The sequence below is a fragment of the Vermiculatibacterium agrestimuris genome, from assembly GCF_943193085.1.
Taxonomy (GTDB): Bacteria; Bacillota; Clostridia; order Oscillospirales; family Oscillospiraceae; genus Vermiculatibacterium; species Vermiculatibacterium agrestimuris.
The window spans coordinates 1-13,391 of sequence record NZ_CALPCU010000037.1; the positions used below are offsets into that span (position 1 = coordinate 1).

Annotated in this window: 13 protein-coding genes; 9 read left to right on the forward strand and 4 right to left on the reverse strand. The window is 62.1% G+C overall.

All coding sequences use genetic code 11. The features are described 5' to 3' along the window. The 3 genes from uvrC to mutY form a co-directional block, all read right to left on the reverse strand. The coding region (gene uvrC, locus NFR87_RS09680) for an excinuclease ABC subunit UvrC (protein WP_251449174.1) at positions 1–1,111 on the reverse strand (1,111 nt) is incomplete at its 3' end. A gap of 40 nt (positions 1,112–1,151) precedes the next feature. Further along, positions 1,152–1,724 (reverse strand): thymidine kinase, encoded by a 573-nt coding sequence (locus tag NFR87_RS09685; protein ID WP_251449176.1) that lies wholly within the window; start codon positions 1,722–1,724, stop codon positions 1,152–1,154. Positions 1,725–1,753: 29 nt separating this feature from the next. Continuing rightward, positions 1,754–2,776 carry an A/G-specific adenine glycosylase gene (mutY, locus tag NFR87_RS09690; RefSeq protein WP_251449178.1) on the reverse strand — a complete coding sequence of 341 codons (1,023 nt, stop codon included), beginning with the start codon at positions 2,774–2,776 and terminating at the stop codon, positions 1,754–1,756. Between the two features lie 135 nt (positions 2,777–2,911). Here mutY and NFR87_RS09695 point away from each other — a divergent pair, with 135 nt between their 5' ends. The 3 genes from NFR87_RS09695 (at position 2,912) to NFR87_RS09705 (ending at position 5,730) form a co-directional block, all read left to right on the forward strand. After that, positions 2,912–3,721 (forward strand): M55 family metallopeptidase, encoded by an 810-nt coding sequence (locus NFR87_RS09695; protein WP_251449180.1) that lies wholly within the window; start codon positions 2,912–2,914, stop codon positions 3,719–3,721. An 11-nt stretch (positions 3,722–3,732) separates the two neighbouring features. Continuing rightward, positions 3,733–4,491 (forward strand): NYN domain-containing protein, encoded by a 759-nt coding sequence (locus tag NFR87_RS09700; protein ID WP_251449182.1) that lies wholly within the window; start codon positions 3,733–3,735, stop codon positions 4,489–4,491. A 204-nt stretch (positions 4,492–4,695) separates the two neighbouring features. Further along, complete coding sequence (locus NFR87_RS09705) at positions 4,696–5,730, forward strand: helix-turn-helix domain-containing protein (protein ID WP_251449184.1); 1,035 nt, start codon at positions 4,696–4,698, stop codon at positions 5,728–5,730. A gap of 93 nt (positions 5,731–5,823) precedes the next feature. Here NFR87_RS09705 and gap read toward each other — a convergent pair whose 3' ends face one another. Then, positions 5,824–6,834, reverse strand: coding sequence for a type I glyceraldehyde-3-phosphate dehydrogenase (gene gap, locus NFR87_RS09710; protein ID WP_251449186.1), 1,011 nt, complete (start codon positions 6,832–6,834; stop codon positions 5,824–5,826). A gap of 242 nt (positions 6,835–7,076) precedes the next feature. Between gap and NFR87_RS09715 the strand changes: the two genes are divergently transcribed. The 6 genes from NFR87_RS09715 to hpf all read left to right on the forward strand — a co-directional run bounded on the left by NFR87_RS09715 (position 7,077) and on the right by hpf (position 13,348). Beyond that, the gene (locus tag NFR87_RS09715; RefSeq protein WP_251449188.1) at positions 7,077–7,865 is read left to right on the forward strand and encodes a sensor histidine kinase; all 789 of its coding nucleotides are present in this window, start codon (positions 7,077–7,079) and stop codon (positions 7,863–7,865) included. 115 nt (positions 7,866–7,980) lie between these two features. Further along, entirely contained in the window at positions 7,981–9,150 is a 1,170-nt protein-coding gene (locus NFR87_RS09720; protein ID WP_251449190.1) for a cation diffusion facilitator family transporter, read from the forward strand. Positions 9,151–9,247: 97 nt separating this feature from the next. Continuing rightward, positions 9,248–9,940, forward strand: coding sequence for a response regulator transcription factor (locus tag NFR87_RS09725; protein ID WP_251449192.1), 693 nt, complete (start codon positions 9,248–9,250; stop codon positions 9,938–9,940). Further along, positions 9,937–11,379, forward strand: a complete 1,443-nt coding sequence (locus NFR87_RS09730; protein WP_251449194.1) for a HAMP domain-containing sensor histidine kinase — start codon at positions 9,937–9,939, stop codon at positions 11,377–11,379. Before NFR87_RS09725 ends, NFR87_RS09730 begins: the two co-directional genes overlap by 4 nt. Positions 11,380–11,412: 33 nt before the next feature. Beyond that, positions 11,413–12,477, forward strand: a complete 1,065-nt coding sequence (locus NFR87_RS09735; RefSeq protein WP_251449202.1) for a S1C family serine protease — start codon at positions 11,413–11,415, stop codon at positions 12,475–12,477. 331 nt (positions 12,478–12,808) lie between these two features. Next, positions 12,809–13,348 carry a ribosome hibernation-promoting factor, HPF/YfiA family gene (hpf, locus tag NFR87_RS09740; RefSeq protein ID WP_251449204.1) on the forward strand — a complete coding sequence of 180 codons (540 nt, stop codon included), beginning with the start codon at positions 12,809–12,811 and terminating at the stop codon, positions 13,346–13,348. Positions 13,349–13,391 lie beyond the last annotated feature (43 nt).

Here is a 13,391-nt window from a genome sequence, read left to right on the forward strand (position 1 = left end):
CCCCCCCCCCCCCCCCCCCCTCCACGGCGTTCTTGTTTGCCAGCTTGATGAGATCCATCTTTGCCCCCCGCTGGGGCGTGACCAGCTCCACCCGGTGTCCGCAGCCCTCAGAGAGCAGGCGGGTCAGCGCCACCTCATCCTCCAGCTCCCGGGGGAGGAGGATCTGTTTGGGCAGTCGGCTTCGGTTGACATAATATTGCCGCACCAGAGTGGACAGGATCTCGCCCTCATCCTCCTCCATGGGGGTCTCCATCAAGTCCCAGTCCTTGGCGGCCAGGTCGCCCTCCACATAGTGGAGCACCACAAAACAGCTTTTGGCGGCGCCCCGGTGGTAACCCACCACGTCGGTATCGGCCAGGGAGCCGGCCACCACCTTCTGCCGTTTACCCAGCAGCTCGATGGCCCGGATGCGGTCGCGCAGCTCGGCGGCTCTCTCAAAGCGCATCTCCTCCGCCGCCAGCGCCATCTCGGCAGTGAGATCGGCGGTGACCTCCTTGAACCGGCCCTCCAGCAGGCGAATGGCCTGCTCCATGACCTCCTGGTGCCGCTCCCGGCTCATCTCCGGCCGGCAGTAACCGTCGCACAAGTCCATGTGGTAGTTCAGGCAGGGCCGCTCCTTGCCTACGTCCCGGGGAAATTTCTTGTTGCAGGAGGGCAGCTTCAGGGCGGCGCGCAGGGCCTCCAGAATATCCCAGGTGGCGCTGCGGCTGCCGTAGGGGCCAAAGTAGCGGCATCCGTCCTCCGCCACCTTATTGGTCAGGGAAAACCGCGGATAGTCGGCGTTCACGTCCAGGCGGATGTAGGGGTAGCCCTTGTCGTCCTTGAGCAGGATGTTGTAGTGGGGCTGGTGCCGCTTGATGAGGGAGTTTTCCAGCACCAGGGCCTCGAACTCGCTGTCGGCCACGATGACATCGAAGTGGTCGATGGAGTGTACCATGGCCCGGGTCTTCTCGGTGTGGGAGGCCAGGTTGGCAAAGTATTGGGAGACCCGGTTCTTCAGCGCCTTGGCCTTGCCCACATAGATGACCTCGTTCTTGGCGTCCTGCATGATGTACACGCCCGGCTTCAGCGGCAGGGCGTGGGCTTTCTCCTTCAGTTCGTCAAAGGTCACGCTCTCACCTCCCACTGAGACCGGCAGCTGCCCGGCTCTCTCAAGTGTCCGGGCCTAACTTTCCTTCCTTCCAGTGCCTGCGGCACAGGCCGATATACTTGTCGTTGGCCCCCAGCACCACCTGTTCCCCCTCCTTGAGCACCTTGCCGGTCTCGTCGAAGCGGGCGTTGCAGATGGCCTTTCGGCCGCACCAGCAGATGGTCTTGACCTCCTCGATGATGTCCGCCCAGGCCAGCAGCGCCTCAGAGCCGGGGAAGAGATCCCCCTTGAAGTCGGCCCGCAGGCCGTAACAGATGACGGGTACGCCCAGGTCGTCCACCACGTCGGTGAGGAATTTGACCTCCTCCCGGGTGAGAAACTGGGCCTCGTCCACGATGATGCACTGCCAGTCCCTGATCTCCGAAGGGGGCATGGCGCGCAGCTCATCAAACCAGATGCAGGGGTAGTTGAGCCCGATGCGGGAATTGACGATGGCCTTCCCCTCCCGCTGGTCGATATCGGGCTTGACCATCAGCGCCTTCTGGCCCCGCTCCTCATAATTGTAGCGCACCATCAGGGCGTTGGCCGACTTGGAGGAGCCCATGACCCCGTACCGGAAATAGAGCTTTGCCATATGTCATTCCACCTTTTCTTTGTTGGTGTTTATCGGATGTGTTCCTCTACGATGTGGGAAAACGGAGCGAAGGCGCTGGGAAGGGCGTACGTCCCCTGAAGGGCCGCCCTGTCCGCCCACACCCAGCCCACCGGAAGCTCATCGCTCTCCGCCGCCACCGTGTAGGCGCTCATGCGCCACTCGATATGGGTGAAGATGTGCTTCCCCTGGGCGGCAAAGCTCGCCTTGCCCGCCACAGGGCAGGGCCAGGGGGCGGGCTCGCTGGGATACTCCCACAGCCCCGCCAGCAGTCCCTTCTCCCCCCGGCGGCGAAGCGCCACCTTGCCGTCCAAAAGTATTATGTAAACTACCCGTTCCTCCACCCGCCGCGCCCGCTTGGGAGCCTTGACAGGCAGCTGCTGCTCCGTACCCTCCCGGCGGGCGGCGCAGAAGCCGGCGGCCGGACATTTTTCGCACAGGGGTGCGCCGTTGGGCAGACACACCGTCGCCCCCAATTCCATAAGCGCCTGGTTGAAGTCTCCGGGGGCGCGGGTGGGCATGATCTCCCGAAGGGCCTGGGTGAATACCGCCTTGGTCTGGGGGCGGGTCACCTCCCGCCGGTCGGCGGTAAGGCGGGAGACCACCCGCAGCACATTGCCGTCCACCGCGGGGACGGGAAGGCCGAAGGCGATGGAGGCAATGGCGCCGGCGGTATAGTCCCCCACGCCGGGAAGGGCGCGGATCTCCTCATAGCTGCCGGGAAATGTCCCGCCGAACTCCTCCATCACCTGCCGGGCGGCTTTTTGCAGGTTTCGGGCCCGGCTGTAATAGCCCAGGCCCTGCCATAGCTTCATCAATTGCTCCTCCGGACACTCCGCCAGCGCTTTCACCGTGGGCAGCGCCTCCAGAAACCGTGCGTAATAGCCCAGCACCGCCGCCACCCGGGTCTGCTGGAGCATGATCTCCGAGACCCAGACGTGGTACGGGGTGGGATCGCTGCGCCAAGGCAGGGTGCGGGCGTTGTCCTTATACCAGCTCAGAAGGGGGATGGGCAGCTCTTCCAGTTCCTTCATGGCGCCTCCCCCCTTCCCGGCATAGTCTTGTACCATTATACTGGGTATCGGGGAAAATTTCAATCATCTTCCTTGCAAAGGCCCGCTTCTATGTTATAATAAAGCTACTGACCCATCAATCAAGGAGGGATCGCCATGAATGTATTTATCAGCGCCGACATCGAGGGCACCTGCGGCATCACCAACTGGGCGGAGACCGAGCGCTCCACCCCCCGGGACTATGTCCCCTTCCAGAAACAGATGACCCGGGAAGTCCGGGCCGCCTGCGACGGAGTGCTCTCCGCTGAAAAGGACAGCAAGATCTTCGTCAAGGACGCCCATGACTCCGCCCGGAACCTGGATCCCGCCGCACTGCCCGAGTGCGTCCACATCATGCGGGGCTGGTCTGGAGACCCCCTCAGTATGATGAGCGGGCTGGACGCCGGGGACTTCGGTGCGGTGCTCTTCACCGGCTACCACGCCTGGGCCGCCTGCGGCGGCAATCCCCTGAGCCACACCATGAACCTGCGCAACGAGTATGTGACCCTCAACGGAGTGCGCATGAGCGAGTTCATGATGAACGCCTACACCGCCGGCTACTACGGAGTTCCCGTGGTGTTCCTCTCCGGGGACAAGTCCCTGTGCGACTTCGCCCAGGAGTTCATCCCCGGCATCACCACCGTGGCCGTCAACGAGGGCCGGGGCGGCGCCACCGTGTCCATGCACCCCGACGTAGCCGTGAAGGAGATCAAGGAGGGGGCCAAGCGGGCCATCAAGAACGCCAAGCACTGTCTGGTGCCCATGCCCGACTTCTTTGAAATGACCGTCCGCTTCCGGGAGCACCCCACCGCCTATTCCAAGAGCTTCTATCCCGGCGCCGTTCTGGAGGATGAGAAAAACGTCTGCTTCTCCTCCGACGACTGGTTTGAGATGCTCCGCTTCTGCCACTTCGTCCTCAGCGATTGAGGGGAGCAGCCATGGAGAATACGGAACCCCGTCTGGCCGTCCTTATCGACGCGGACAACGCCCCCCGCACCGCCCTGAGCCAGATCATGGCGGAGTGTGTCAAGTACGGCACCCCCACCGTCAAGCGCATCTACGGGGACTGGACCATGGACAACATGGGCTCCTGGAAGCCCCTGCTGCTGGAAAACGCCCTCATCCCCATCCAGCAGTACAGCTATACCACCGGGAAGAACTCCACCGACTCGGCCATGATCATCGACGCCATGGACATCCTCTACTCCAACCAAGTGGACGGCTTTGTCCTGGTCACCAGCGACTCCGACTTCACCCGGCTGGCCCTGCGCCTGCGGGAGGCGGGGCTGAAGGTCTACGGCATCGGGGAGAGAAAGACCCCCACCCCCTTCATCGTGGCCTGTGACAAATTCATCTATGTGGAGGTCATCCGGGGGGCCGAGGCGAAAACCGGGGAGAAGGACGCCCCCCACCCCCACTTCTCCTCCACCCGCAGGCCCATCCCCAAGACCATCGTGGATCTCATTGCCGCCACCATCCAGGACGTGTCCGACGAGGACGGCTGGGCCTTCATGGGGGAGCTGGGCAACATCCTGCCCCGGAAGCAGCCCGACTTCGACCCCCGGAACTACGGCTTTGAGAAGCTGACCACCCTGGTCAAGTCCATCGACCGCTTCGAGATCGACGCCCGCCCCACCAGCGCGCCCAACGTGAAGCACATCTACGTCCGGGATAAAAGGGCGAAGAACATCGAGTAACGCCCGGGACGAACGCAGCCGAACCCCTATCGCCTTCTGCCGCAGGTTTCATCCTGCGGCAGCTTCTTTTTGCGCCGAAAGCCCTTCTCTCCCAAGGACTTTCCTGACAGTCGAGGCGGGAATCGGACATTTTTATTGACTTTTTACAGCCTATGGGATAGTGTGAAAGCGGCGCCGATCAAACTATGACAGGAGCGTTGCCCTATGGAAGAAAAACGTCCCTTCGGAGAATACATCCGCAAAAAGCGGCTGGAAAAAGCCATGACCCAGAGGGAGTTGGCTCAGAGGCTCTATGTGACCGAATCCACCGTGAGCAAGTGGGAGCGGGGCCTCTCCTATCCCGATGTGTCTCTGGTTCCCGCCATCTGCGGACAGCTGGGCATCTCAGAGCACGAGTTCTTCGCCGCCTGTGACGACGACCAGGCCCACGCCCAGGAAAAGGCCGCCCACCACTGGCGGCGGACAGTGGCAGGGCTGCGGCGCTTCTTTGCTGTGGGATATCTCGTTGCCATTGCGGTGTGCTTTGTGTGCGACATCGCCATTTATCACAGGCTGGACTGGTTTTGGATCGTCCTCACCGCCGTCAGTCTGAGCGCCTGCTTTACCAACCTGCCTTTTCGGATCAAAAGAAACCGGATCCCCATGTGCCTGGGGGCGGCCTCCATCTGCACGGCATTGCTGCTGGCCTCTATCTGGCGGTATGCCGGGGGACACTGGCTGGCCGGTGGCCTGGCCATTACGGTGGCCTGTCTGGCCCTTCCCTGGGGCGTCTGGGCTATTTGCCGGCTCCCGGGAAAAGCCGTGATCCTGTCCGCCTGCTGGGCCAGCGCTTGGCTTTTTCTTCTGCTGACGGTGATCTGGGCCTTTACCGGAGGAGACTGGCTGCTGGGGGTGGGTTATCCCCTGACGGCGGCAGGGACGCTCTTCGGCTGGGGATACCTGGCCTGTGTACGCTGGCTCCCCACAGGCCCTCTTTTGAAGGCCGGCGTACTGGCGCTGACGACCAGCCTCCTCATCCCGGTATTCAACACTCTGTGTACCATTCTGCTCTCCCAGTCGGAGGGCCCCCGGTTTTGGGAGTATTTCTCCTTTTCCGCCCTGCTGGCCCGGCGGGCCGCGGGAGATCCGGCCTGGGTCAATATTTTGATCTTTCTCCTGCTCCTGCCCCTCTCCCTTCTCTTGCTCCTTTTCGGGCTCTGGGCAGAGCTTCGGCATAGACGTGGACAGCTTCATCAATAAATGAAGTAGTTCGATTTTTGCACTCTTATAAAAATACTCCCTCTTGGGTCTATGACCCAAGAGGGAGCATTTTTATCGCTTTGAATATCTGTCTTACTTATGATCCACCTTGTACATGTGCTCGATGAGATCCAGCACCTTGTTGGAGTAGCCCATCTCGTTGTCGTACCAGGAGACCACCTTCACGAAGGTATCGGTGAGGGCGATGCCGGCCTTGGCGTCGAAGATGGAGGTGCGGGGATCGCCCAGGAAGTCGCTGGAGACCACATCCTCATCGGTGTAGCCCAGAACGCCCTTCAGCTCGCCCTCGCTGGCCTTCTTCATGGCCGCGCAGATCTCGTCATAGGTGGCGCTCTTGGCCAGGTTGACGGTCAGATCCACCACAGACACGTCCAGGGTGGGCACCCGCATGGACATACCGGTGAGCTTGCCGTTCAGGGCGGGGATGACCTTGCCCACGGCCTTGGCGGCGCCGGTGGAGGAGGGGATGATGTTGCCAGAGGCGGCGCGGCCGCCCCGCCAGTCCTTCATGGAAACGCCGTCCACCGTCTTCTGGGTGGCGGTGGTGGAGTGGACGGTGGTCATCAGGCCATCCTTGATGCCGAAGGCGTCGTTGAGCACCTTGGCGATGGGGGCCAGGCAGTTGGTGGTGCAGGAGGCGTTGGAGACGAACTGCATGTCGGGGGTGTAGGCGTCCAGGTTCACGCCGCACACGAACATGGGGGTGTCGTCCTTGGAGGGGGCGGACATGACCACCTTCTTGGCGCCGGCGGTGATGTGGGCCTGGGCCTTCTCCTTGGTCAGGAACAGGCCGGTGGACTCCACCACGTACTCCGCGCCCAGCTTGCCCCAGGGGATGTTGGCGGGATCCCGCTCGGCAAAGACGGGGATGGTCTTGCCGTTGACGATGATGCCCTTGTCGTCGGAGGAGACCTCGCCCTTGAACTGGCCGTGCATGGTGTCGTACTTCAGCATATAGGCCAGGTAGTCGGCAGGACACAGATCGTTGATACCCACGATCTCGATGTCAGGATGATTGATGCTGGCCCGGAAGACCATACGGCCGATCCGGCCAAAGCCGTTAATGCCAACTTTGATGCTCATGTTCATTACTCCTTTGTTATAGTATTAACGATGCTTGCGCCCATCATTATATCCCAATTCCTTCTATTTGCAAAGGGGAATTTTGCTGATTCTGGGGAAATTTTTTACAGTTTTTGCACCTCTTATTTCACACTTTCGACAAGAAACGACAAATTTTGTCAAAAGGTGTTGTTGCTGGCCCCATATTTTGGTATACTTTTAAACAAGATTTTGCGCAAACTGGAGGAAATGGAGGGATGGATATGGACGAGGAAACCTATCGGCGGCTTCTGTGGGAGCTGCGGGAACAGATCAATACCCTCTTTTCCGCCAACCATCTCCTCACCGCCCTGGTGCGGGAAAAGGGCGTCCAACGGGATCTGGACTGCCTGGCCATGTCCGACCAGGCCCTCTACCGCCTGATGCGCACCATTCAGCACCTGGAGTTTGTCCATGGGAGCACGCCCATCCTCCAGTCTCAGCTCATCGACGTGGCCCAGCCGTGCCGCCGGCTGGGAGAGTCCCTGGAGCACATCGCCGCCGATCTGAAGGTGGACTTCTCCTGGTCTGTGGACAGCGGCGACTATTCCACCATGGCCGACCCCCTGCTGTTGGAGCAGGCTCTGCTGAACCTTCTGACCAACGCCATCCAGGCCGCGGGCGAGGGCGGCAAGGTGTGGCTGCGCGCGGCCCTGAGCGGCGGCAGCATCCTCCTGACGGTGGAGGACAACGGCCCCGGCATGGGCGCCGATCCCCAGCTCAGCGCCACCTCCTGGGCTGACCCCTTCCTCAAAACGCCCGGCGGCGTGGGCCTGGGTATGGACATGGTCAAAAAGATCGCCCGGCTCCACAAGGGCACGGTGATGTGGCATGACCGGGCCGGCGGCGGGCTGTCCGTGACCCTCTCTCTTCCCCAAACCCCACCGTCCCAGCCCAGCGAGATCGTAAAAACGCCTCTCCGGAGCGATCTGACCGGCGGGTTCCCCCTTCTTCTGGTGGAGCTCTCCCCGCTCCTTCCTCTGGAGCAGTTCATGCCGGAAAATCTGGATTGATCAAGCCGTCTCCTCTGGGGGCGGCTTGTTTTTCCCCCTGTTTCCCGTTGACGTTGCGGCCGATCCGTGAGATAATCAGACCCATATCCTACATCTTAAAAAGGGGGCGTTTGCCTTGACAGAATTTCTCCTGCGCCGTTTTGTCCCCAATTACCAGGACGTCCAGTCTCCGGAGGTGCGGGAGCGCTGCGGCGCCCTGTCCGGCATCACCGGGATCCTGCTCAACGTGCTTTTGTGCATGGGCAAATTCATCGCCGGACTTCTCACCGGGGCGGTGTCCGTCACCGCCGACGCCTTCAACAACCTCTCCGACGCCGCCTCCTCTCTTGTGACTCTGGTGGGCTTCCACATGGCGGGTCAGGCCGCTGACCGGGATCATCCCTACGGCCACGGGCGTATGGAGTATCTGGCGGGCCTGGCGGTATCCGCGGCCATTCTGCTGGTGGGGGTGGAGCTGGCCAAGGGGGCCCTGGAGAAGATCCTCCGTCCTGAGGCCGTCCATTTCTCCTGGCTGTCTGTGGGGATCCTGTGCGCCTCCATCGCGGTCAAGCTGTGGATGTACCTGTTCAACAGGTCTTTGAGCCGCCGCATCTCTTCCGCCGCCATGGCCGCCACTGCCGCCGACTCCCTCTCTGACTGCGTGGCCACCGGCGCAGTGCTGCTGGGCCTGCTGGTCAGTCATTTTGCCCAGGTGTCCATTGACGGCTGGGTGGGCGTGGTGGTGGCCGCCTTCGTCCTCCGGGCCGGGTGGGAGGCCGCCAAGGACACCATTGATCCTCTGCTGGGCAAGGCCCCCGACCCCGCTCTGGTGGAGGGCATCCGCCAGACCGTCCTCAGCCACCCGGAGATCGCCGGCGTCCACGACCTGATGGTGCACGACTACGGCCCCGGCCATGTGATGGCCTCCCTCCACGCCGAGGTGTCCATCGACGCCGACATGGCCGCCACCCACGACATCATCGACAACGTGGAGCGGGAGCTGGCCCAGAAATACCGCCTTATCGCCACCATACATATGGATCCCATCGTCACCGACGACGCCCATATCAACGCCGTCCGCTCGGAGATCCTGGCCCTGGCCCAGCAGATCGACCCGGCCATGACCCTCCACGACTTCCGCATGACAGCAGGCCCCAGCCACACCAACCTGATCTTCGATGTGGTCGCCCCCCACTCCTGCCCCCTCTCCGACGAGGAGATCCGCCGGGAGCTGAGCCGGCTGGCCAGGGAAAAGGATCCCAAGTACATGACGGTGGTGCAGGTGGACCACTCCTTTGTGGACTGATGGAAAATTCACAGTTCATTCATCGAATCCGAAGGAAAAAAGTTATATAATAGAAAAAACCGCAATAGACGCTTTACAGCAGAAGGGAGAACCCACCATGGCACAGAAGATCCTGATCGTAGAGGACGACAGCAACATTGCGCAGCTTCTTCACCTCTATTTGGAAAAGGAGGGCTATGACATCCAGATCGCCCCGGACGGCGGCAAGGCGGTGGAGCTGTTCCGCTCCTTCGGCCCTGACCTGGTGCTGCTGGACATCATGCTCCCGGTCATGGACGGTTGGTCGGTGCTGAAAAAGATCCGGGCCGAGAGCAAGACCCCTGTCATCATGCTCACCGCCAAGGGGGAGACCTCCGACAAGGTCACCGGCCTGGAGGAGGGCGCCGACGACTACATCGTCAAGCCCTTTGAGACCAAGGAAGTCCTGGCCCGCATCCACGCCGTGCTGCGCCGTACGGTTGGCGAAGAGGACGCCGCCGGCGAGAAAAAGCTCTCCTTTGATAAGCTCACCATCAACCTGGACGCTTACGAGCTGCTGGTGGACGGCAAGCGGGTGGACACGCCCCCCAAGGAGCTGGAGCTTCTCTACCACCTGGCCTCCTCCCCAAACCGGGTGTTTACCCGCAACCAGCTGCTGGACGAGGTGTGGGGCTTCGACTACTTCGGCGACAGCCGCACTGTGGACGTACACATCAAGCGCCTGCGGGAGAAGCTGGAGAACGTCAGCGACAAGTGGAGCCTGAAGACGGTGTGGGGCGTGGGCTATAAATTCGAGGTGACCGGCCAGTGAAAAGCCTCTACCGGCGGCAGTTTGCCATGATGGCCGGCATGATCTTCCTGTCCTTCCTGCTGCTGGGCGGCGCCTTCGCGGGCCTGAGCTACCAGTACGTCATCAGCGACAAGCGGGAGAACATGGAACACAACGCCAGCCACATCGCCTCCTTTACCAGCGCCTACCTGTCCACTCTGGGCTCCAGCGTGCAGGAGAGCGCCTATCAGCTCTACATCTCCTCCCTGTCCAGCATCTCCGGCTCCACGGTGATCCTGGCGGAGAACAACGGGGACATCGCCTTTGCCGTCTCCGCCGCCAGCCAGGGCACCAACTCCCTGCTCCAGGGGGCCATTCCCGCCGATGTGATGGAGGAGGCGTCCGGCCCCGCGGGCTACGCCCGCCTGTCCGACCTGGGGGGGCTGGTGGCCAAATCCTACGTGGTGGCCACGCCCATCCTGCAGCGCTCCGCCATCACCGGCCAGACCTACCAGCGGGGCGTGGTGTTCGTGATCAACGAGAGCTCCAGCCTCACTCAGCTGTGGCGGGATTTCGCCTCCATCTTTATCCTGGCCGCCGGCATCGTGTTCCTGCTGGCCTCCGCCATCTCCTCCTTCACCTCCCTGCGGCTGACCAAGCCGCTGAAGGACATGGCCGCCGCCGCCCGCCGCTTCGGCCAGGGGGAGTTCGACGTGCGGGTGGAGGGCTGCGAGAACCGAAAGGACGAGGTGGGAGAGCTGGCCGAATCCTTCAACGCCATGGCCGACTCCCTGGCCAAGAGCGATCACCAGCGCAGCGAGTTTATCGCCAATGTCTCCCACGAGCTGAAGACCCCCATGACCACCATCGCCGGCTTTGCCGACGGGATCCTGGACGGCACCATCCCCCCGGAAAAGGAGGCCGCCGCCCTCACCACTATCTCCTCCGAGACGCGGCGGCTCAGCCGCCTGGTGCGGCGGATGCTGGATCTCTCCCGGCTCCAGTCCAGCGAGAATGTCACCGCACAGGAGCGCTTCGACGTCAGCGAGCTTCTTCTGCGGGTGCTGGTGAGCCTGGAGGGTAAGATCAATGACAGGGGCCTGGATGTGGAGACCGACCTGCCTGAGGAGCCTGTCACCGTCTGGGGCGACCCGGACGCCATCACCCAGGTATGCTACAACCTGCTGGACAACGCCATCAAATTTGCCGCCCCCGGTTCCATCCTGAAGCTGGGCGTGGCGGTCAAGGGGGAAAAGGCCCTGGTATCGGTCAGCGACACGGGGGAGACCATCCCGCCAGAGGAGCTCAATCAAGTCTTCGACCGGTTCCACAAGACCGACCACTCCCGCAGCGAGGATCGGGACGGCGTGGGGCTGGGCCTCTACATTGTCAAGACTATCATCGACAACCACAAGGAGACCATCTCCGTCAGCAGTGAGGAGCAGGTGACCACCTTCACTTTCACCCTCACCCTGGCCTGAGCCGTCTCCACCGCAGAGAAAGGAGGGTTTGCCATGGATCGGGAGGAGTTGGAAGCGCGCGCGTGGGATGGATCTGCGCAAGCGCGCCGTCCGGACTGGCAGCTCTCCCCGCCCCCTGCGCCTTACGGCCCTCTGCCGGGAGAGACGCCCCCGGCCCAGGACGCGCCCGCCTTCCACACCCCTGACTTCCGCCGGCGGCCCCTCCGCTCCAAGGGCTCCAAAGCCAAAAAGGGGGCCCTCCGGGGCTTCGCCCTCTCCCTTGCCCTCATCCTGCTCCTGTCCGGGGCAGGGGTCTGCTACCGGGTGAGCCAGGGGGACGTTTGGGAAGATTTTCTCCCCCAGCCCTGGGGGGGACTTCTGCCTGAGGCCCCGGTGTGGAGCGACTGGACGCAGGAGCTGGAGCGCACCACCGTCCCCAGAGCTCCTCTGGAGCGGCGGAGCCTCACTCTGGCCGTCCCCGGCCAGGATGTTCTCACCCCGCAGGAGATCTACCACCGGATCAGTCCCGCCGTTGTGGGCATCCGCTCCTTTGTCTCGGAGGGGATCGCTCAGGGCACCGGAGTGGTCATGTCGGAGGACGGCTACATCATCACAAACGCCCACGTTATCGCCGGCGCCGCCCGCCTGGAGGCGGTCTTTTCTGACGGCCGGCAGCTGGAGGCCCTGCTGGTGGGTTATGACGGCGGCACCGACCTGGCGGTGCTGAAGGTGGAGCAAGAGGGACTCACCGCCGCCCAGTTCGGGGATTCCTCCCAGCTCCGGGTGGGAGACAGCGCCTATGCCATCGGCAACCCCCTGGGGGAAGCGCTGCGGGGCACCATGACCGACGGAATCATCTCCGCCATCGACCGCAGCCTCTCCACCGGGCAGGACGGCATGACCCTCATTCAGACCACCGCCGCTTTGAATCCCGGCAACTCCGGCGGCGCTCTGGTCAACGCCGCAGGCCAGGTGGTGGGCATCACCAATATGAAGATGGCCTCCACCCTTCAGCCCATTGAAGCCCTGGGCTTCGCCATCCCCACCGCCCTCGTTAAGCCAGTGGTGGAACAGCTCACCACTTATGGCGAGTATCCGGATCCTCAAGAGGCCGAATAGAAAAAAAGGGGCGTCCCGAAGACGGGACGCCCAAACGCGGTACGGGGAGAATGGAATGAACATGGGTACTGTCCGGCCGGCCTTTGCCGGCCCTCCAAACCACGTCCTTATTATTCCATAAAACCCAAAAAATGTCAAACACTACTTTTGTCGAGATCCGCCGCCTGCGGCCCCCTGCTCTCTCTGGGGCCGTTTTTATATTTTTAACAATTTTCGTCAAAAAACAGATGACTTTTTGGTAAACTCGTGGTATGATAGTTCCAGAGGAATTTGCGGCACGGCCCGATCCTCCCAAAGATACCGCCCCCAAGGCGAAAGGAGCTGACAAGTCATGAAGTTTACGTTCACTGACAAAAAGGTCTCTCTGCCCAAGAAAGTCCACGAGTACGCCGAGAAAAAGGTGGGCAAGCTGGATCGCTACTTTCAGACAGAGGCCGAGGCCTCTGTGGTCTTTCGTGTAGAAAAGGGGCGCAACAACGCCGAGGTCACCGTCCGCTCCGGGAGCACCATTCTCCGGGCCTCCGAGAGCACGACGGATATGTTCGCCTCCATCGACGTCGCTGTGGCCGACATTGAGCGGCAGCTGCGCAAGCACAAGACCCGGCTGGAAAAGCGCCTGCGCAAGGACGCCTTCGTCCGCCTGCCGGAGGAGGACGTCTCCTTCGTCCCCGACGAGCCGGAGGAGGCATTTGAGGTGGTGCGTACCAAGCGCTTCCCCATTAAGCCCATGACGGTGGAGGAGGCCGTGCTCCAGATGGACTTGCTGGGCCACACCTTCTTCGCCTTCAAAAACGAGGACGACGCAGGGGCTTTCGCTGTCGTCTATAAGCGCGCCAGCGGCGGCTACGGCCTTATCGAGGACGACGGCTGAAGGATCGCATAATAAAAAAGCGGCGTTGGACGAAAGTCCAACG